Origin of the sequence: Marinomonas maritima (genome assembly GCF_024435075.2) — a bacterium.
Taxonomy (GTDB): domain Bacteria; phylum Pseudomonadota; class Gammaproteobacteria; order Pseudomonadales; family Marinomonadaceae; genus Marinomonas; species Marinomonas maritima.
On record NZ_JAMZEG020000004.1, the window covers coordinates 230,001 to 247,059 of the forward strand.

At 44.5% G+C, this 17,059-nt stretch carries 17 protein-coding genes and 1 rRNA gene (1 of these 18 running past the window's edge); 4 read left to right on the plus strand and 14 right to left on the minus strand.

Features of this window, described 5'->3' with window-relative positions:
• The 7 genes from M3I01_RS16205 to murJ form a co-directional block, all read right to left on the minus strand.
• A 16S ribosomal RNA gene (locus M3I01_RS16205) occupies window positions 1-216 on the minus strand; it reaches 1,324 nt to the left of the window's first position.
• 385 nt (window positions 217-601) lie between these two features.
• Complete coding sequence (gene ispH / locus M3I01_RS16210) at window positions 602-1,552, minus strand: 4-hydroxy-3-methylbut-2-enyl diphosphate reductase (RefSeq protein ID WP_255896963.1); 951 nt, start codon at window positions 1,550-1,552, stop codon at window positions 602-604.
• The gene (locus tag M3I01_RS16215) at window positions 1,549-1,980 is read right to left on the minus strand and encodes an FKBP-type peptidyl-prolyl cis-trans isomerase (protein WP_255896964.1); all 432 of its coding nucleotides are present in this window, start codon (window positions 1,978-1,980) and stop codon (window positions 1,549-1,551) included. Before M3I01_RS16215 ends, ispH begins: the two co-directional genes overlap by 4 nt.
• The gene (lspA, locus tag M3I01_RS16220; protein ID WP_394358986.1) at window positions 1,977-2,468 is read right to left on the minus strand and encodes a signal peptidase II; all 492 of its coding nucleotides are present in this window, start codon (window positions 2,466-2,468) and stop codon (window positions 1,977-1,979) included. The genes M3I01_RS16215 and lspA overlap by 4 nt, the downstream gene beginning before the upstream one ends.
• A 14-nt stretch (window positions 2,469-2,482) precedes the next feature.
• Entirely contained in the window at window positions 2,483-5,305 is a 2,823-nt protein-coding gene (ileS, locus tag M3I01_RS16225; RefSeq protein ID WP_255896966.1) for an isoleucine--tRNA ligase, read from the minus strand.
• 27 nt (window positions 5,306-5,332) lie between these two features.
• On the minus strand, window positions 5,333-6,268 hold the full coding sequence (gene ribF, locus M3I01_RS16230) for a bifunctional riboflavin kinase/FAD synthetase (RefSeq protein WP_255896967.1): 936 nt from the start codon (window positions 6,266-6,268) through the stop codon (window positions 5,333-5,335).
• Window positions 6,269-6,405: 137 nt separating this feature from the next.
• Window positions 6,406-7,974, minus strand: a complete 1,569-nt coding sequence (gene murJ, locus M3I01_RS16235) for a murein biosynthesis integral membrane protein MurJ (protein ID WP_255896968.1) — start codon at window positions 7,972-7,974, stop codon at window positions 6,406-6,408.
• 232 nt (window positions 7,975-8,206) lie between these two features.
• Between murJ and rpsT the strand changes: the two genes are divergently transcribed.
• Window positions 8,207-8,470, plus strand: coding sequence for a 30S ribosomal protein S20 (gene rpsT / locus M3I01_RS16240; RefSeq protein ID WP_012071893.1), 264 nt, complete (start codon window positions 8,207-8,209; stop codon window positions 8,468-8,470).
• Window positions 8,471-8,535: 65 nt separating this feature from the next.
• Here rpsT and M3I01_RS16245 read toward each other — a convergent pair whose 3' ends face one another.
• The 5 genes from M3I01_RS16245 to rplU form a co-directional block, all read right to left on the minus strand.
• Entirely contained in the window at window positions 8,536-8,898 is a 363-nt protein-coding gene (locus M3I01_RS16245; RefSeq protein WP_275565194.1) for a diacylglycerol kinase, read from the minus strand.
• 14 nt (window positions 8,899-8,912) lie between these two features.
• Window positions 8,913-10,037 carry a glutamate 5-kinase gene (proB, locus tag M3I01_RS16250; RefSeq protein ID WP_255896971.1) on the minus strand — a complete coding sequence of 375 codons (1,125 nt, stop codon included), beginning with the start codon at window positions 10,035-10,037 and terminating at the stop codon, window positions 8,913-8,915.
• A 26-nt stretch (window positions 10,038-10,063) separates the two neighbouring features.
• The gene (cgtA, locus tag M3I01_RS16255) at window positions 10,064-11,254 is read right to left on the minus strand and encodes an Obg family GTPase CgtA (protein WP_255896972.1); all 1,191 of its coding nucleotides are present in this window, start codon (window positions 11,252-11,254) and stop codon (window positions 10,064-10,066) included.
• A 108-nt stretch (window positions 11,255-11,362) separates the two neighbouring features.
• Window positions 11,363-11,620, minus strand: coding sequence for a 50S ribosomal protein L27 (rpmA, locus tag M3I01_RS16260; protein WP_012071897.1), 258 nt, complete (start codon window positions 11,618-11,620; stop codon window positions 11,363-11,365).
• A 31-nt stretch (window positions 11,621-11,651) separates the two neighbouring features.
• The gene (gene rplU, locus M3I01_RS16265) at window positions 11,652-11,960 is read right to left on the minus strand and encodes a 50S ribosomal protein L21 (RefSeq protein ID WP_112135112.1); all 309 of its coding nucleotides are present in this window, start codon (window positions 11,958-11,960) and stop codon (window positions 11,652-11,654) included.
• Between the two features lie 282 nt (window positions 11,961-12,242).
• Between rplU and M3I01_RS16270 the strand changes: the two genes are divergently transcribed.
• Window positions 12,243-13,223: a polyprenyl synthetase family protein gene (locus M3I01_RS16270; protein ID WP_255896974.1), complete on the plus strand. Its 981-nt coding sequence runs from the start codon at window positions 12,243-12,245 to the stop codon at window positions 13,221-13,223.
• A 45-nt stretch (window positions 13,224-13,268) separates the two neighbouring features.
• On the opposite strand, the gene M3I01_RS16275 is transcribed toward M3I01_RS16270, so the two are convergent.
• Window positions 13,269-14,165: an alpha/beta fold hydrolase gene (locus M3I01_RS16275; RefSeq protein WP_255896975.1), complete on the minus strand. Its 897-nt coding sequence runs from the start codon at window positions 14,163-14,165 to the stop codon at window positions 13,269-13,271.
• A gap of 286 nt (window positions 14,166-14,451) precedes the next feature.
• Between M3I01_RS16275 and fabA the strand changes: the two genes are divergently transcribed.
• Window positions 14,452-14,967, plus strand: a complete 516-nt coding sequence (gene fabA / locus M3I01_RS16280) for a bifunctional 3-hydroxydecanoyl-ACP dehydratase/trans-2-decenoyl-ACP isomerase (RefSeq protein WP_112135118.1) — start codon at window positions 14,452-14,454, stop codon at window positions 14,965-14,967.
• 26 nt (window positions 14,968-14,993) lie between these two features.
• Entirely contained in the window at window positions 14,994-16,208 is a 1,215-nt protein-coding gene (gene fabB, locus M3I01_RS16285; protein WP_255896977.1) for a beta-ketoacyl-ACP synthase I, read from the plus strand.
• An 80-nt stretch (window positions 16,209-16,288) separates the two neighbouring features.
• Here fabB and M3I01_RS16290 read toward each other — a convergent pair whose 3' ends face one another.
• A complete protein-coding gene (locus M3I01_RS16290; RefSeq protein WP_275565195.1) occupies window positions 16,289-17,041 on the minus strand; it encodes a lysophospholipid acyltransferase family protein in 753 nt (250 codons plus the stop codon).
• Between the last annotated feature and the right edge of the window lie 18 nt (window positions 17,042-17,059).

Here is a 17,059-nt window from a genome sequence, read left to right on the forward strand (position 1 = left end):
GAAGGCTCCGAAGAGTCCCCTCCTTTCCCCCTCAGGGCGTATGCGGTATTAGCATGCGTTTCCACATGTTGTCCCCCTCTACTAGGCAGATTCCTACGCGTTACTCACCCGTCCGCCGCTCGTCAGCAGGAGCAAGCTCCCCTGTTACCGCTCGACTTGCATGTGTTAAGCCTGCCGCCAGCGTTCAATCTGAGCCATGATCAAACTCTTCAGTTAAAAGTTTGCTCACTCAAATCTTATTACACTAACTATAACTTAATCGATTCGTCATCCCGAAGAACAACAAATCAACATAAAGCGATTGCCGTGTAGACTCTCGTAAGACTTCAATTTTTTTGATCAACTACATCTCGGTAAAACCGGTCTGCGATGATCTTCTGAAGCCTCTAGCGAGCGCCCACACAAATTATCTGATTATCTATTTTAAAGAGCGTGCCAACTTAAAATAAGCCACCTTCTATTAAGAAGTTAACCTGAACATCGTCTTCGTTGTTGTGAAGCGTTGTCCGTGTCAGCGAGGGCGTATATTAAGGATCTACAGATATTGTGCAACCCTTTTTTGATAATTATTTAAATAAATATCAAAAAATTTTTTATCTGATTAAAGCTCTATAATACGAAGCTCTTTAGGCATGGAGAAAGAGACATTTTCTTCACGCCCTTTCAACTCTTGAGGAACACTTCCACCTTCAGCTACAAGACGAGCAATCACCTCATTGACCAGCACCTCTGGAGCCGACGCGCCAGCCGTTACACCTACACTAGCAACACCCTGCAACCAAGCAGTATCAATTTCGCTCGCATTATCAATAAGGAAAGCTTTCGCCCCCATACGCTCAGCAAGCTCTTTTAGACGAGTTGAGTTAGAACTGTTAACAGAACCAACAACCAAAACTAAGTGCGATTCTTTAGCTAAAGTTTTAACTGCGTCTTGACGATTTTGCGTTGCATAACAAATATCATCTTTTTTAGGTCCACGTATCATTGGGTAATGTTGACGCAACGTATCAATCACCACAGAGGTGTCATCCATAGACAAGGTAGTTTGTGTCACAAAAGCAAGGCGCTCTGGATTCTTCACAGGAAGGCCAGCTACATCATCAGGGTGCTCTACTAAATAAATAGCACCACCTTGACGACTATCATACTGCCCCATTGTCCCTTCAACTTCGGGGTGCCCATCATGACCAATTAAAATACATTCCATACCATCGCGAGAATAGCGCAGTACTTCCAAATGCACTTTTGTAACCAATGGACAGGTTGCATCAAATACCTTTAAACCACGATCTGTCGCTTCATCTCGAACCGCTTTTGAAACACCATGTGCACTGAAGATAACTATATTATCATCTGGCACTTGATCCAACTCATCAACAAACACCGCACCACGTGCTTTTAATGACTCGACTACAAACTTATTGTGTACCACTTCATGACGAACGTAGATAGGAGCCTCGAATAAATCTAAGCACCTATTCACAATATCGATCGCTCTATCCACACCAGCACAAAAGCCACGAGGGTTGGCAAGTTGAATAGCAAAACTCATGTAGCCTCCTCGATAGCAACTATCTGCACTCTAAACGTGAGTGAGCGTCCAGCTAAGGGATGATTAAAATCAACCACCACCTCCTTGTCTTCAATTTCTGCTATTACGCCAGGAAGTTCGTTTTTTTTCATATCAGCAAAAGAAACCACCATACCTTCCTCTAAGTCCATAGCAAACTGAGAGCGAGGCATACACTGGAGGTTACTGATATTATGAGCACCAAATGCTTTTTCTGGAGACATAATATAAGACGCCTCTTGACCCACCGACATACCCAAAAGAGCCAATTCAAAATCAGGCAATAAGCTTCCATCACCAAATACAAAACTGGCCGGCATTTGTGCGAAGTTAGAGTCAACTATTTGGCCATCTTCAAGGGACAATTCAAAATGCAGCGTTACTCGGCTACTTTTTTTAACTAAGTTCATTCTTTTGCCTCCTCTTGCTTCTTTGCCACCACACTTTCTAGCAACATTAAAACAACACCGATAGTAATCGCACTGTCTGCAACATTAAATGCGGGGAAATACCACAACTGCTGCCAATGGAGCTGAAGAAAATCGACAACATGACCATACATCAATCGGTCATATAAATTCCCAATAGCACCACCTAGAACAAAACTCAAAGCGAGTGACTCGAGGCGATTCGTATTAGCGATTCTAATAAGACGCCAACTAATACCAATCACAACCGCCAATGCGATCACGGAAAAAAACCAACGCTGCCAGCCCCCCGCTTCCGCCAGAAAGCTAAACGCAGCTCCCGTGTTGTATCTGAGCGTTAAATCAAAAAATGGCAATACAGGGATTTCTTGCCCATAAAACAAATTGGATTCAATTGCTTGTTTCGTCACCCAATCCACAATGAATAGAATGAGAGCCAGCGCCCACCAGCGCTGAACTCGTTTCCACATAATAAGAATCGTCATTAAGCGAAAAGGCGTTGCTCACCTTCTCCGTCTGGTAAGTTAGAAATACAGCGATCGCATAATTCAGGATGAGCCTCACGCAGACCCACTTCTTCACGGTGATGCCAACAGCGAACACACTTAGTATTCTTACTCAACTCAACGCGCACTTTAAGCCCATCAAGGTCCGTCGCCACCGCCACATCGTCCGCTTCAGACAAAGGCAAAACGTTAACTTCTGAAGCAATCAGCACAAAACGCAGTTCCTCGCCCAATGCATTCAACGTCGCCTGCAAAGTTGCATCACAATAAAGGGTAATTTCAGCGCTTAAGCTGGCCTTCATCTTGCCTTCGCTACGCGCCGCCTCTAACACCTTATTTGTCGCCACTTTTGTTTCTAATACATGTTTCCAAAATTCGCGGCCCATCAGCTCATCACCGGACAGCTCTTCAAGCCCTTCATACCAAGTCGATAAGAATACAGACTCGCTACGTTCGCCTGGAAGCGCTTGCCAAATTTCATCCGCAGTAAAGCTCAAAATCGGTGCAATCCAACGTGTGAAAGCCTCCATTACATGATACAAAGCGGTTTGTGCAGATCGACGCGCCAAACTGTCTGCTTGCGTGGTGTACTGACGGTCTTTAATAACATCTAGATAAAAACCACCTAGATCCACAGAGCAAAAATTCTGAATTTTTTGATTCACTGCATGGAATTGGTATTCGTTGTAAGCCGTATCTAATTCTTTTTGAAGCAGTCCAGCACGATCCACAATCCAACGATCCAGCGCGATCATTTCATTGGCAGGAACAAGATCTTTAGCTGGATCAAAGCCATTTAGATTCGACATCATAAAACGCGCCGTATTACGGATACGACGATACGAATCAGCAACACGCTTAAGGATCTCATCAGAAACTGTCATTTCTGTCGTGTAATCAGTAGCCGCCACCCACAAACGAATGATATCGGCACCCAAAGTATCCATCACTTTTTGCGGAGACAATACATTACCCAACGATTTCGACATTTTTCGACCGTCGCCATCCACGGTAAAGCCGTGTGTTAATACCTGTTTATAAGGCGGCACACCTCGAATTGCGATCGATGTTTTCAAAGAAGATTGGAACCAGCCACGATGCTGATCTGATCCTTCTAAATACAAATCGGCAGGAAAGCTTAATTCTTCACGCTGATCGATAACCGAATAATGCGTTACACCTGAATCAAACCAGACATCCAACGTATCAGTTACCTTGCTGTATTTATCAGCATCCGCACCCAATAACTCCTCAGCTTCCATTTCAAACCAAGCATCAATGCCTTCAACTTCAATACGCTTAGCTACCTCTTCAATTAGACGAGGCGTTTCAGGATGAAGCTCTTGTGTTTCTTTGTTAATAAACAACGCAATCGGCACACCCCAAGTACGTTGACGAGACACACACCAGTCAGGGCTGTTATTCAACATCCCTTCCATGCGATTTCGCCCCCAGTTAGGCACCCATTTCACACCTTCTACAGCGTGTTTTGCCGAATCCAATAAACCTTCTTTGGTCATACTGATAAACCATTGAGGCGTCGCGCGGAAAATAAGCGGTGTTTTTGTACGCCAACAATGCGGATAACTGTGGAATATTTTTGATTCAAACACTAATGCATCATTGCGGTTAAGCGCTTCTAAAACCGCGCCATCCACTTTATAAACGTGCAATCCTGCAAACTCGCCCGCGGCATCAGAGTAAACACCATTATCCTGCACTAAATTGATAGTACCGATGCCGTTTTCACGACCCACATTGAAATCGTCTACGCCGTGATCCGGTGCCGTATGCACACAACCTGTACCCGCTTCCGTCGTAACATGCTCACCCAAGATAACGGGAATATCACGTTTCAAGAATGGATGATCCAAAACAGTATCTTTTAGGCCTGCACCAACAATGCGACCCACAATACGGAAGTCAGACACACCGTAACGGGCCATTAAACCTTCAACCATATCTTCTGCAACGATCAAGCGCTCTTTACCCAAACCCATATCCACTTCAACAAGTGCATAGTTAAACTCAGGATGAACAGAAACCGCTTGGCTTGCAGGAAGCGTCCAAGGTGTGGTTGTCCAAATAACAACCGACACTTTGCCTTCACCCTCTACATCAGAGAACTTAGCCAATAAAGTCGCTTCATCTTTCGGCGCATAACGCACATCCAAAGACAAAGACGTTTTGTCTTGATATTCAACTTCTGCCTCTGCCAACGCAGAACCACCTACTACACTCCAATAAACTGGCTTGAAGCCTTTTACGAGATGGCCATTTTCAGCAATTTTGCCCAGCGCACGAACAATGTTAGCTTCCGTTGCAAAATTCATCGTCAGGTAGGGGTTTTTCCAATCGCCCATAATACCTAAACGGATAAAATCTTTTTTCTGCTCTTCGATTTGCGTATAAGCGTATTCACGGCATTTTGCGCGAAATTCTTTGTAAGATACTTTCGTGCCGGCCTTGCCAATAAGCTGCTCGACCTTGTGCTCGATTGGTAAACCATGGCAATCCCAACCGGGAATATAAGGTGCATCAAAGCCGCTAACGGTTTTTGACTTAACAATAATATCTTTGAGGATTTTATTAACGGCATGACCGATGTGAATACTGCCATTTGCGTACGGAGGGCCGTCATGAAGAATAAATGTTTTTCGGCCTTTGCTTACATCACGTACTTTTTGGTACAGATCCATATCCTGCCAACGCTTAAGCATTGCAGGTTCACGTTTTGCCAGATCTCCACGCATAGGGAAATCAGTGTTTGGCAAATTCAGTGTCGGTTTATAATCACTCATGGTTTATCGAATTATCCTCAAAGATCATCAGTTCACTGATTGGACAAAGAAACGCAGCGCGTCTTCTTTATCACATTGAATTTGTTTTTCCAGCGCATCTAAGCTGGTCATTTTTCGCTCTGCCCGAATAAAATGACAGAAAGTCACCTGCACGTATTGATCGTACAGATCGCCATTAAAATCGAACAAATGCACCTCTAATATTGGCGTCTTACCCTCAACAGTCGGACGCACACCAATATTTGCCACCCCATTATGGGAGACACCATTCACCGTAAACATCACAGCATAAACACCAGAAAGCGCAGGTTTAATACCTTTAAGGTGAACGTTCGCCGTAGGAAATCCCAATTTACGACCAAGCTGCTGCCCATGAATAACGCGACCACTTAACATCACCAAGTGCCCCATATTCACCTGAGCAGCCAATATATCCCCACACTCTAGTGCATGCCTAACCAACGTACTGCTGACTCGCTCACCAAGAGCATTCATCACTGATGGTGTATTCTCAACATCAAAACCATGCCCTCCACCAAACTCTTGCAAGTAATCAAAGTCACCTTGTCGATCACAGCCAAAACGAAAATCATCACCAACCACCAAGTGCTTTACAGACAGCCCATCCAACAAAACTTGCTGACAAAATGCCTGAGCCGTTAATTGCTGCAACTTAGGGTTAAATGGCATACAGAGCACATAATCTATTCCCTGACCTTCCAGCAACCGGACTTTATCACGCAAACGCCCAATGCGGCCGGGCGCCGTTTCAGGCGCAAAAAACTCTCTTGGTTGGGGCTCAAAAATCATAATCCCCGCAGGTGAATCATACTGCTTTGCCAAGGCTTTGACGCGCGCCAAAATAGCACTGTGCCCTAAATGGACACCATCAAAATTGCCAATCGTCAGCACACACTCTTTATGCTTTGAACGGATATTATGAATACCGCGAATTAACTCCATAGAACCCCGTACAAAACAATTAAATCCAGCGTCAAAAAATAACTGCGATTATATAGCAGTTAGCAAGATGAAGGTAGGCCAGAACTTGCACAAGCAGTGCAAACCACACTTCAAAATAAAAAACGCACTAAAAATACCTAATGCTTCAAAATAGAAGGACGTAACCCCGCTGCGACCGCAACCACGCAATACACAAACACACCGCAAACAACTACCATCAAAGTACAGCCGACTCGATACAAATCGTCCATTTGCGTCCATTGCCAACCCTGCTGTAAAAACAGATATAAGCAAGCACCCAACGCAAACGTTGCACTCAACACGATACGCAACAAACGACGCCACTGATCAGAAAACACATGATATTGTTTCTTATATAGCCCCTGCCAAAGCAAAAAGGCATTCAAGCCTGCCGACAAACTTGTCGCGAGAGCCAGCCCAACATGTCCCAACGGCCAAACTAAAATTAAGTTGAGAACCATATTAGACACCATCGCAATAATTCCGATGCGCACAGGCGTTCTAGTATCTTGTCTTGCATAATACCCTGGCGCCAAGACCTTAATCAGCATCATAAACACTAACCCTAGCGAATACGCCTGCAAACTCCGCGCAGCCATCTGCACATCATTTACTGTCAACTCTCCTCGGTAAAAAATGGTTGCAATCAAAGGTTCAGCCAACATAAAAAGAGCAAGAGACGACGGAATAGCAATTAATAATAAAATACGCAGCGCCCAATCCAATGTATCAGAAAACTTTGCCGACTCACCCCCAGAAAAACTACGCGACAAAGAAGGCAAAATGACCGTACTGATTGCGATTGCAAAAATGCCCAAGGGCAGTTCATACAATCGATCCGACAAATACAACCACGTGATACTGCCAGTTTGTAGAAAAGACGCTAACACTGTATCCAGTAACAAATTAATTTGACTGACCGACACGCCAAATAGCGCTGGGCCCATCAAAAGCAAAATACGCTTAACGCCGGGGTGGCGAAAACCCAACCTTGGCATTGGCAACAATTGAAGCTTCGCCAAAAACGGCACTTGAAACAGCAGCTGAATCAAACCCGCAAAAAACACACCCCAAGCGACGGCAGTTTCCGCCTGAGCCGCCGAACGAGCAAAAAACAAGGTGGCAATGATAAGAGAGATATTCAAAAAAATAGGCGTAATTGCGGGGACTGCATATTCTCCATGAGCATTTAAAATACCACCAGCCAACGCCGTTAATGAAATGAACAACAAATAGGGGAATGTAATCGTCAGCAACTCAGCCGTTAAAGCCGACTGTTCAGAACCAACAGAAAAGCCCGGAGCAAACACATACACCACCCAAGGAGCACATAACATAAACAGCACAGTCACAAACAACAACACTAACGCAAGCGAGCCTGACACCGCTGCCACTAAAGCACGAATCTCGGCTTTCGTTTCATTAACACGGTAATCACTTAAAACAGGAACAAAGGCTTGAGCAAAAGCACCTTCTGCAAACAATCGTCGAAAAAAATTAGGGATTTTAAACGCCACATAAAACGCATCTGCGCTGCCACTCGCCCCTAAAACATAAGCCAAAGCGGCGTCTCTCACCAAACCCAAGATACGAGAAAGAAAGGTACAAATAGAAACCAAGACACCAGAACGCAATAAAGACAAAGACTTACGCTCTTTACCAGATGAGGTATTTATTTCAGACATACAATCCCATGACGCACCCAATAAAAATATCGCCCAAGAATAACACCTGCAGATACCGTAACGCAGCCAAATATATAAACTCATTTCCCTAATATTTGTATAATAGGGTTGTGGCAACGCTAAAAACTGGTAAAATCCGCCGCGAGATTTTAAAGTTTAAACTTGACATTAATTTCATGACGCAGCAGAGTGCTGAGTCATTTCTTATTCCAAAAATTAAAGGAGCCAGACCGTGGCAAATTCCGCCGGTTCAAAAAAACGCGCGCGCCAAGCTGTTAAAAGCCGCGCTCACAATGGTAGCCTTCGTTCAATGGTTCGTACATACTTGAAAAAAGTAGATGCGGCTATCGAAGCAGGCAATCAAGCTGACGCACAAGCAGCTTACGTTCTAGCAACCTCAAAGCTAGACAAAGCCGCTGATAAAGGCCTATATCATAAAAACAAAGCAGCTCGTCATAAGAGTCGCTTGAGTGCTAAAATCAAAGCACTGGCCTAATACCTATAAAAAAACCGGCACATGCCGGTTTTTTTATATCTTTTCATCGTACTGCAACCTAAAAACTAGCTAAATAGAATTACTAACCACACAACCGCCGCAAAAAACAACGTCAGCATAACAGCAGCAGAACCTAAATCTTTTGCTCGCCCGGAAAGCTCATGATGCTCATGACTAATTCTATCAACAACCGCCTCAACACTTGAATTCAGAGTTTCAACAATCAAAACCATGCCAACGGAAAAAATAAGCAACGCTCGCTCCAGCCCACTATCGCCAAACCAGATAGCAAAGGGCAAAGAAATCAAAAACAAACACACTTCTTGACGAAAAGCTGCTTCGTGCCTCCACTGCGCCTGCAATCCCTGTGATGAATACTTCAAAGCACTCAATACTCGACCTAAACCCACCTTTCCCGGCTTTGCCATGATAACGCCAACCTTTAAATAATAACCAAATCATCGCGATGAATTAATTCTGGCTCACCCTTGTAACCCAAAATATCACCAATACTAGACGACGCCTTACCAAGCAACTTAAGCGTTTCATCGACACTGTAATTCACCAAACCACGAGCAACTAAATCACCTCGCTCATCAACACAAATAACCATGTCTCCGCGAGAAAAAGTGCCCTGGGCATCTTTGACACCAACAGCTAATAAGCTCGTTCCTTCTTTTCGCAACGCCTTTACTGCTCCGTCATCCAAGATCAAAGCACCACGACTCTTTAGATGACCCGCCAACCACTGCTTACGCGCAGCGACTCGACCGCACTCCGGCTGCAACCAAGACCCTAACAACTCACCAGCCGCAGCTCGAACAATGACATTTTCTTCACGACCTGAGGCTATCAAAGTATCAGCCCCTGAACGCGCAGCAAGGCGAGCCGCACGCACCTTGGTCAGCATGCCACCGCTACCTAAAACGCCTGAACCACCACTCGCCATGGACTCTAAACGGTCATCCGATGCTGAAATATAAGATATCAATGTTGCATCTTTATGATCACGTGGGTTTTTATCAAATAAACCCTGCTGATCTGTCAAAATAATTAACACATCCGCTTCGACTAAATTGGCCACCAGGGCCCCCAGCGTATCATTGTCACCAAAACGAATTTCATCGGTTACAACCGTATCGTTTTCATTAATAATAGGCACAACACCGAAACCAAGCAGCGTTCTCAATGAAGAGCGAGCGTTTAAATAACGTCGACGATTAGATAGATCATCATGTGTCAGTAGAATTTGCGCCGTGCACAAGCCATGTTTTTCAAAATGTGACTCATAGACGCCGACTAACTTCATCTGACCAACAGCAGCAGCAGCCTGCAGCTCGTTTATCTGTGTGGGGCGAGAAGAAAAACCAAGGCGCTTCATGCCAGCAGCAATAGAACCAGAAGAGACTAAGACAACTTCCTTCCCTTGCGCTCGCAACTGAGCAATTTGAGCAACCCAAAGACCAATTCGGGCAACATCCAACCCTTGACCATCGTTCGTCAATAAAGCACTGCCTATCTTAACGACGATACGCTTCGCCTTAGCAATTTTTTCTCGCATTTCCATGATACTACCGCTTCCCACCAAACAGATTAGCTAACGTATTCCACTTCAACATCGTAATCGTCTTCATCAAAGTCATCATCGTCCAGCGGTTTACCAGCCTTACGACGCTTCTCACGCAATGACATAATACGATTCCGACCCTCTTCATCGATCAACGTACGTATCGCTTTCTCTTTTTCACGCGCCTCAGCACTCTCAGCCAACAACTCTCGCTGCTCATCCAACGCCGTCATCAGGTCCAGACAAAGAACCTCCGTCCCTTCACCAGAAATTGCAGAAATTCGGTAAGCCTTACCTTCCCAGCCCAACGCATCCGTCACACTTTTACAGCGCGCTTCCAATTCGTCTTCTGGCACCATATCGGTTTTATTCAATACCAACCAACGATCACGCTCTGCCAAAGCAGGGCTAAACTGATGCAATTCATTGACGGCAATCACAGCCGCTTCCGCTGGAGTAATTTCGTCCCAAGGCGCCAAATCGACAATGTGCAGCAAGATACGGTTACGCACCAAGTGCTTCAAAAATCGAATACCAAGACCCGCACCTTCCGACGCCCCTTCAATAATTCCGGGAATATCAGCCACAACAAAGCTCTGATGTTTTTTCACTTTCACCACACCAAGGTTAGGTACCAAGGTAGTAAAAGGGTAATCGGCCACTTTAGGCTTAGCAGAAGAAACCGCTCGAATAAAAGTAGACTTGCCTGCATTAGGCAAACCCAGCAAACCCACATCCGCCAAGACTTTCATCTCTAGCTTCAATGTACGCTCTTCACCTACCGTACCTTTCGTCGTCTGTCTTGGCGCACGGTTAGTACTTGATTTAAATCGAGTATTCCCCAAACCATGATGACCGCCTTGAGCCACTTTTAACGTTTGACCGTCACGAACAAGATCCCCAAGCGTCTCGCCCGTATCGTCATCGATTACGGTCGTTCCAACAGGCACTTTAATCTCAAGATCCGGCCCTTTCGAGCCCGTCATGTCTTGGCCTTGACCCGTCTCTCCACTCTCAGCAATGTATTTTTTCGTAAAACGAAAATCGATCAGAGTGTTTAAGGCTTCATCGGCCACCAGCACAACGCTGCCGCCATTACCGCCATCACCACCGTCAGGACCGCCTTTAGCAACATATTTTTCGCGCCAAAAGCTCAAACAACCATTACCGCCCTTACCCGCTCTTACATAGATACCGGCTTCATCAACAAATTTCACAGATACACCTCTTCGGTGGATTATCAGAATCAACAAACTTTGATTATAGAATTCTTCCAAAAAAAAAGCCCCGCGTCGCGGAGCTTTTTTTAAGTTTTTAGTAAGTGATTAAGCAGCTACGACAGAAACTGTACGACGCTTCAACTTACCTTTCACTTCAAACTTCACTTGGCCTTCAACAACAGCGAACAAAGTGTGATCTTTACCAATTTGAACACCAACACCAGGGTGGAACTGAGTACCACGCTGACGAACAAGAATGTTACCCGGGATCACAACTTGACCACCAAAACGTTTGACACCTAATCGTTTCGACTCGGAATCGCGACCGTTACGAGTACTACCACCCGCCTTTTTATGAGCCATGACTTACTCCTTAAATTTGAATAGTTAGCGCTTAGTTAATACCAGTTATTTTCACTTCCGTGAACCACTGACGATGACCCATACGCTTCATAGAATGCTTACGACGACGGAATTTCAAAATTTTCACTTTGTCTCCGCGACCATGAGCAACAACCTCAGCCGTTACTTTAGCGCCTTCTACAACTGGTGCACCAACTTTAATGTCGTCGCCATTGCATACAAGAAGAATGTCGTCGAATTGAAACACGCCACCTTCTTCAATAGCTAATTTCTCAACTTTAAGGGTTTGGCCTTCTTCTACACGGTATTGCTTACCGCCAGTTTTGATCACTGCAAACATGTTTATCTCCAATAAGATTTATCCGGCTACTGAAATTGAATTTGACCTACGTCTAGTGGCAATAAGTTTCTGGCCTAGTTGGACAAAAATTACTAACCATATGATAGGGAGCAAAATGTGGATAAATCGGACGCGAGATTGTACAAAATCACACCACTCAATACAAGCTAAAAGCAATGTCTTTATACATTTTTCGCATTTTAGGTTGACCCTGACACAAGCCTTACCTAGCATGAGGCACACTTACTGATCAGCGTGAGACTATTTAGCTTCGGAAATTGCATGCAACCTATACAAATACATGACGTTGTGGCCAATGAATTTGGCCAAGTGAACGAGTATATTGTGTCACAACTTAGTAGTGACATCCCTTTAATAGAACAGATCGGCTACTACATCATTAGCAATGGTGGAAAGCGACTGCGGCCACTATTGGTATTATTGGCGGCAAGAGCCAGCGCAGAACTAGATACAACCAAACTTAATCAAGCCATTCAGATGGCAACGATTATAGAGTTCATTCATACTTCGACCTTGCTGCACGATGATGTTGTCGATGAATCCGACATGCGCCGTGGCAAAAAAACCGCTAATGAAGAATGGGGCAATGCACCGAGCGTCTTGGTTGGCGACTTCCTGTATTCTCGCGCCTTTCAAATCATGGTCGATGTTGGCAGCATGCGATGCATGAGTATTTTAGCAAAAACCACCAATATTATTGCTGAGGGCGAAGTTCAGCAACTCATAAACTGCGGCGACCCAGACACATCAGAAGAAAGCTACCTAAAGGTTATTCAGTACAAAACAGCCAAACTGTTTGAAGGCGCAGCACTTTGCGGCGCAGTTATAGCAGATGCAAGTACTGAATTTCAAGAAGCGTTACGACAATACGGCATGTATGTTGGCACCGCCTTCCAGCTCATTGATGACGTCATGGATTACACCAGCACGGCGGAAGAAATGGGCAAAAGTGTTGGCGATGATCTTGCTGAAGGCAAGCCCACCTTACCGTTAATCTATACAATGAAATACGGTGAGAAAGACGCAGTTGAGCGAGTAAGACAAGCCATACTCACAGGTGGACTAGAGCAGTTAGAAACCATCATTAATGACGTGCAAAACTGTGGTGCGATTGAATACACACAGCAAAAAGCACAAGAGCAAGCGGATCTAGCGATCACTGTTATCGCTTCGCTACCAGGTTCTGAATACAAAACGGCACTCATTGCCTTAGCAAATGCATCAGTAAAGCGCCGTAACTAATCTTCCCATTAAAAACCAAACACAGACACATCAAATGTGTTTGGTTTACTTCCTCCCTTTCAACACATTGATCACAGCGTCAGCCGCCATAGTAGTATGCTGCTGCATAAAACAATGCCCTCCCTCGACCTCAACAACATGGATATTTGGGTTACGCTTTGCCGCAAGCTGATAAGCCTCTTTAAAGTAATCAAAGGTGTCTTTGCCCTGAATAATAGTGGTCGGCACAGAAATATTAGCGATCGCCTTCCAAAGTCCTTTTGGATAGCTTGAAAATATTGCGGCTTCCATCCATGGTGGGCACCCCAATTGATAGTGCCCTTTTTCATCTCGCTTAATCGATGAGCTAATATAATCGTCTAGGCAAGCATCCTCCCAGCCTTTAAACGTTCCCCTTTCATAAAAACTGTTTTTTACCTGAGAGAAACTCTCCCATTGAGTACGACGCCGACGAGCTTGCCTTACCAAGGGTATCTGACTTTTCAAGCCCGTTAGTTTTACACCTCGCATCATCCACAATAGTCGAGGAGGAAAGAGTGCGGGATCCAACAAAACCAGACGATCAAAAAGAGAAGGAGTCTTCTCACTCATCAAAGCCGTCATACAACCACCAAAACTGTGTCCAAGGCCAATCAGTTCCGTGTCAGGGAGCCTTGCTCGCTGTACATTCAATGACTCAGTAAAACGAGAGGCCGTCATATTCCAACCGACAAATCGCTCACCAGACGTTGATTCACCATGGCCAGCCGCATCTTGCATGATTAAATTATAGCCATCGAGTTTTTCCAAAAAACGCTGGTATGTCTTTACTGAAAAACCATTACCATGAAGAAAATGAATGGTTGGCTGATTTTTCTCAATCTGACTCAGGTATCCCTGAATGTGATCACTGCCTACTTGATGCTGCCATACGGCTAGGTTTGTATTTTTTTTCACTCTCATAAGCGCTCTCAATCCAGTAAGATATTACCAAAGCAAATATCCTAACAGAAAAAATAAACGGAAATGGTAATAACAAACATGCTCAAAACCTCCTAATCCTCCCTAAATGCTAGAATTAACATAATAATGATCATTTTTTATTCAGGTAATTCGGTTTTTTTCCGTTCAAACATTCATATTAAGGTTCCAAACCGATATAATCAGCTAGATTTTATACTGCAAACTGGACCACATGAATCCACCTGACCATTTTGAGTCATCGGTTGGATGTGGATATAGGACTATAATGACTACAGCTTCATCTTTTGAAAAAGACGAACTATTAAAATGCGGCCACGGAGAAATGTTTGGTGCAGGCAATGCCCAACTTCCTGTCGGCAATATGCTAATGATGGATCGCATAACACATATCTCGACTGATGGCGGGGAACATGGCAAAGGCGAAATTATTGCTGAACTAGACATAAACCCTGATCTTTGGTTCTTTGCATGTCACTTCCCTGGCGATCCAGTTATGCCTGGTTGCCTTGGCTTAGACGCTATGTGGCAGCTAGTCGGATTTTTTCTAGGCTGGAAAGGCAATAAAGGTCGCGGTCGCGCACTTGGTTCCGGCGAAGTGAAATTTACAGGCCAAATCCTGCCAACCGCCAAAAAAGTCACTTTCCATATTCAACTTAAGCGCGTCATTGAACGCAAGTTGGTTATGGGTATTGCAGATGGAAGCGTATCCGTTGATGGACGTGAAATTTACACAGCAAAAGATTTGCGTGTAGGCTTATTCACTTCAACTGATAACTTCTAAAGATTAAGAATGAAAGAGGCACATTTATGCGTCGTGTAGTAGTAACAGGTCTTGGTATTGTCAGTTGCCTAGGTAATGACAAAGAGAGCGTTCTGAATTCCTTGCGCGAAGGCCAATCTGGCATTCGTTTCGCTGAAGATTACAAAGAATACGGTTTTCGTAGCCATGTTTGTGGTCGTATTGACTTAGATGCAAGTAATATTGATCGTAAGATTCGCCGCTTTATGGCTGATGCTGCGACTTATGCTTATGTATCTATGCAACAAGCGATTATAGATTCAGGCCTGTCAGAAGACCAAGTATCTAACGTACGTACAGGCTTAGTGGCTGGTTCTGGCGGTGCATCTGCTCAAAACCTAGTTGACTCTGCCGATACATTACGCGAAAAAGGCGTTAAACGCGTCGGTCCATACCGTGTCACTCAGACAATGGGAAGTACGGTTTCAGCTTGTTTAGCGACACCTTTTAAAATCAAAGGGGTTAACTATTCAATCACTTCTGCCTGTTCGACCAGTGCCCACTGTATTGGTAATGCCATGGAATTAATCCAACTTGGCAAGCAAGACATTGTCTTTGCTGGCGGCGGCGAAGAAGAAAGCTGGGCTCAGACTTGTATGTTTGACGCTATGGGCGCTCTATCTTCTAAATATAACGAAACACCAGAAAAAGCGTCTCGCGCATACGATGCAAACCGTGATGGTTTTGTTATCGCTGGCGGTGGCGGCATGCTCGTTATTGAAGAGCTTGAACACGCTAAAGCACGTGGCGCGAAAATCTACGCAGAGTTGGTAGGTTATGGCGCAACGTCTGATGGCTACGACATGGTAGCACCATCTGGTGAAGGCGCAGTACGTTGTATGCAGATGGCAATGAGCACAATTGATGGTGATATTGACTACATCAATACTCATGGTACAAGTACTCCTGCTGGCGACATGAAAGAGCTTCAAGCGGTTAACGAAACATTTGGTGACAAAATCCCATTGATTAGCTCCACTAAATCCTTGTCAGGTCATTCTCTTGGTGCGGCAGGCGTTCATGAAGCTATTTATTGTTTGCTAATGATGGAGAACAAATTCATCGCAGCTTCTGCAAACATAGATAACCTTGATCCAGCAGCTGGCAACATTCCTGTTGTGATGACTCGTAAAGACAATGCAGACCTAAATCTGGTTATGTCTAACAGCTTTGGTTTTGGTGGTACGAACGCCAGCTTAGTATTCAAAAAATACCAAGCATAGAAATTTAAGCTCACAAAAAAGCCGCATTCATTGATGCGGCTTTTTTTATGCTTTTAAACCTGACTCTGTAATCTTTTAATCTAAAAAAGAAAATCATTTCCTTTTGGAAGTTTGGCCATCTCAGTACGCATCCAAACATCCATTTCGTCGTGCAGCTGAGATGTTTTTTTCCCTTCAGATTCAATAATAGGGCCGATAACAACACGAATCGAACCCGGAAACTTACGCCACCGCTTACCAGGCCAAACGTAACCAGCATTGTGCACAACAGGTAATATTGGCACATTAGCAGACGTCGCTAACATCGCCGCGCCTTTATTAAAGGCTTGCTCTTCATTCGGCGCTATTCTGGTGCCTTCAGGAAAAATCAAAACAGAACGTCCATCTTCTAAACGCTCTTTACCCTGACTAATAATCTGCTTGAGCGCGTTGGTTCGCTGAGACCGATCAATCGCAATCGGTTGAACCATACGCAACCCCCACCCAAAGAAAGGCACAGCCAACAACTCTTTTTTTAACACCGTAGAAATTGGCGCCATCAGCACCTGCAATACATACGTCTCCCATTCGCTTTGATGATTTGCCACCAGCACAAATGGACGATTTTTATTAATATGCTCAAGCCCAATAATCTCAACTTTCACCCCACACACAACACGAAAGACGAACAACAAACCTTTGTTGTGTATGTTTAATACCGGTTGGCGATAATTTTTGGGCAACAACACGGTTGCGAAAGGCGCAAGCGCACCAAACAAAATAGTTGAGAACGCATAATAAACAAAAAAGATGATTGAGCCGATCCACGACCTTAATGACTCTACAATGCTCATTGACCAACGCCCCCCACG

What these genes read in the sequence shown, in the direction of transcription:
- ispH (WP_255896963.1), bottom strand. Translation starts at nt 1,552, where the DNA reads ATGAGTTTTGCTATTCAACTTGCCAACCCTCGTGGCTTTTGTGCTGGT.
- M3I01_RS16215 (WP_255896964.1), bottom strand. Translation starts at nt 1,980, where the DNA reads ATGAACTTAGTTAAAAAAAGTAGCCGAGTAACGCTGCATTTTGAATTG.
- lspA (WP_394358986.1), bottom strand. Translation starts at nt 2,468, where the DNA reads ATGTGGAAACGAGTTCAGCGCTGGTGGGCGCTGGCTCTCATTCTATTC.
- ileS (WP_255896966.1), bottom strand. Translation starts at nt 5,305, where the DNA reads ATGAGTGATTATAAACCGACACTGAATTTGCCAAACACTGATTTCCCT.
- ribF (WP_255896967.1), bottom strand. Translation starts at nt 6,268, where the DNA reads ATGGAGTTAATTCGCGGTATTCATAATATCCGTTCAAAGCATAAAGAG.
- murJ (WP_255896968.1), bottom strand. Translation starts at nt 7,974, where the DNA reads ATGTCTGAAATAAATACCTCATCTGGTAAAGAGCGTAAGTCTTTGTCT.
- M3I01_RS16245 (WP_275565194.1), bottom strand. Translation starts at nt 8,898, where the DNA reads ATGGCAAAGCCGGGAAAGGTGGGTTTAGGTCGAGTATTGAGTGCTTTG.
- proB (WP_255896971.1), bottom strand. Translation starts at nt 10,037, where the DNA reads ATGGAAATGCGAGAAAAAATTGCTAAGGCGAAGCGTATCGTCGTTAAG.
- rpmA (WP_012071897.1), bottom strand. Translation starts at nt 11,620, where the DNA reads ATGGCTCATAAAAAGGCGGGTGGTAGTACTCGTAACGGTCGCGATTCC.
- rplU (WP_112135112.1), bottom strand. Translation starts at nt 11,960, where the DNA reads ATGTTTGCAGTGATCAAAACTGGCGGTAAGCAATACCGTGTAGAAGAA.
- M3I01_RS16270 (WP_255896974.1), top strand. Translation starts at nt 12,243, where the DNA reads ATGCAACCTATACAAATACATGACGTTGTGGCCAATGAATTTGGCCAA.
- M3I01_RS16275 (WP_255896975.1), bottom strand. Translation starts at nt 14,165, where the DNA reads ATGAGAGTGAAAAAAAATACAAACCTAGCCGTATGGCAGCATCAAGTA.
- fabA (WP_112135118.1), top strand. Translation starts at nt 14,452, where the DNA reads ATGACTACAGCTTCATCTTTTGAAAAAGACGAACTATTAAAATGCGGC.
- fabB (WP_255896977.1), top strand. Translation starts at nt 14,994, where the DNA reads ATGCGTCGTGTAGTAGTAACAGGTCTTGGTATTGTCAGTTGCCTAGGT.
- M3I01_RS16290 (WP_275565195.1), bottom strand. Translation starts at nt 17,041, where the DNA reads ATGAGCATTGTAGAGTCATTAAGGTCGTGGATCGGCTCAATCATCTTT.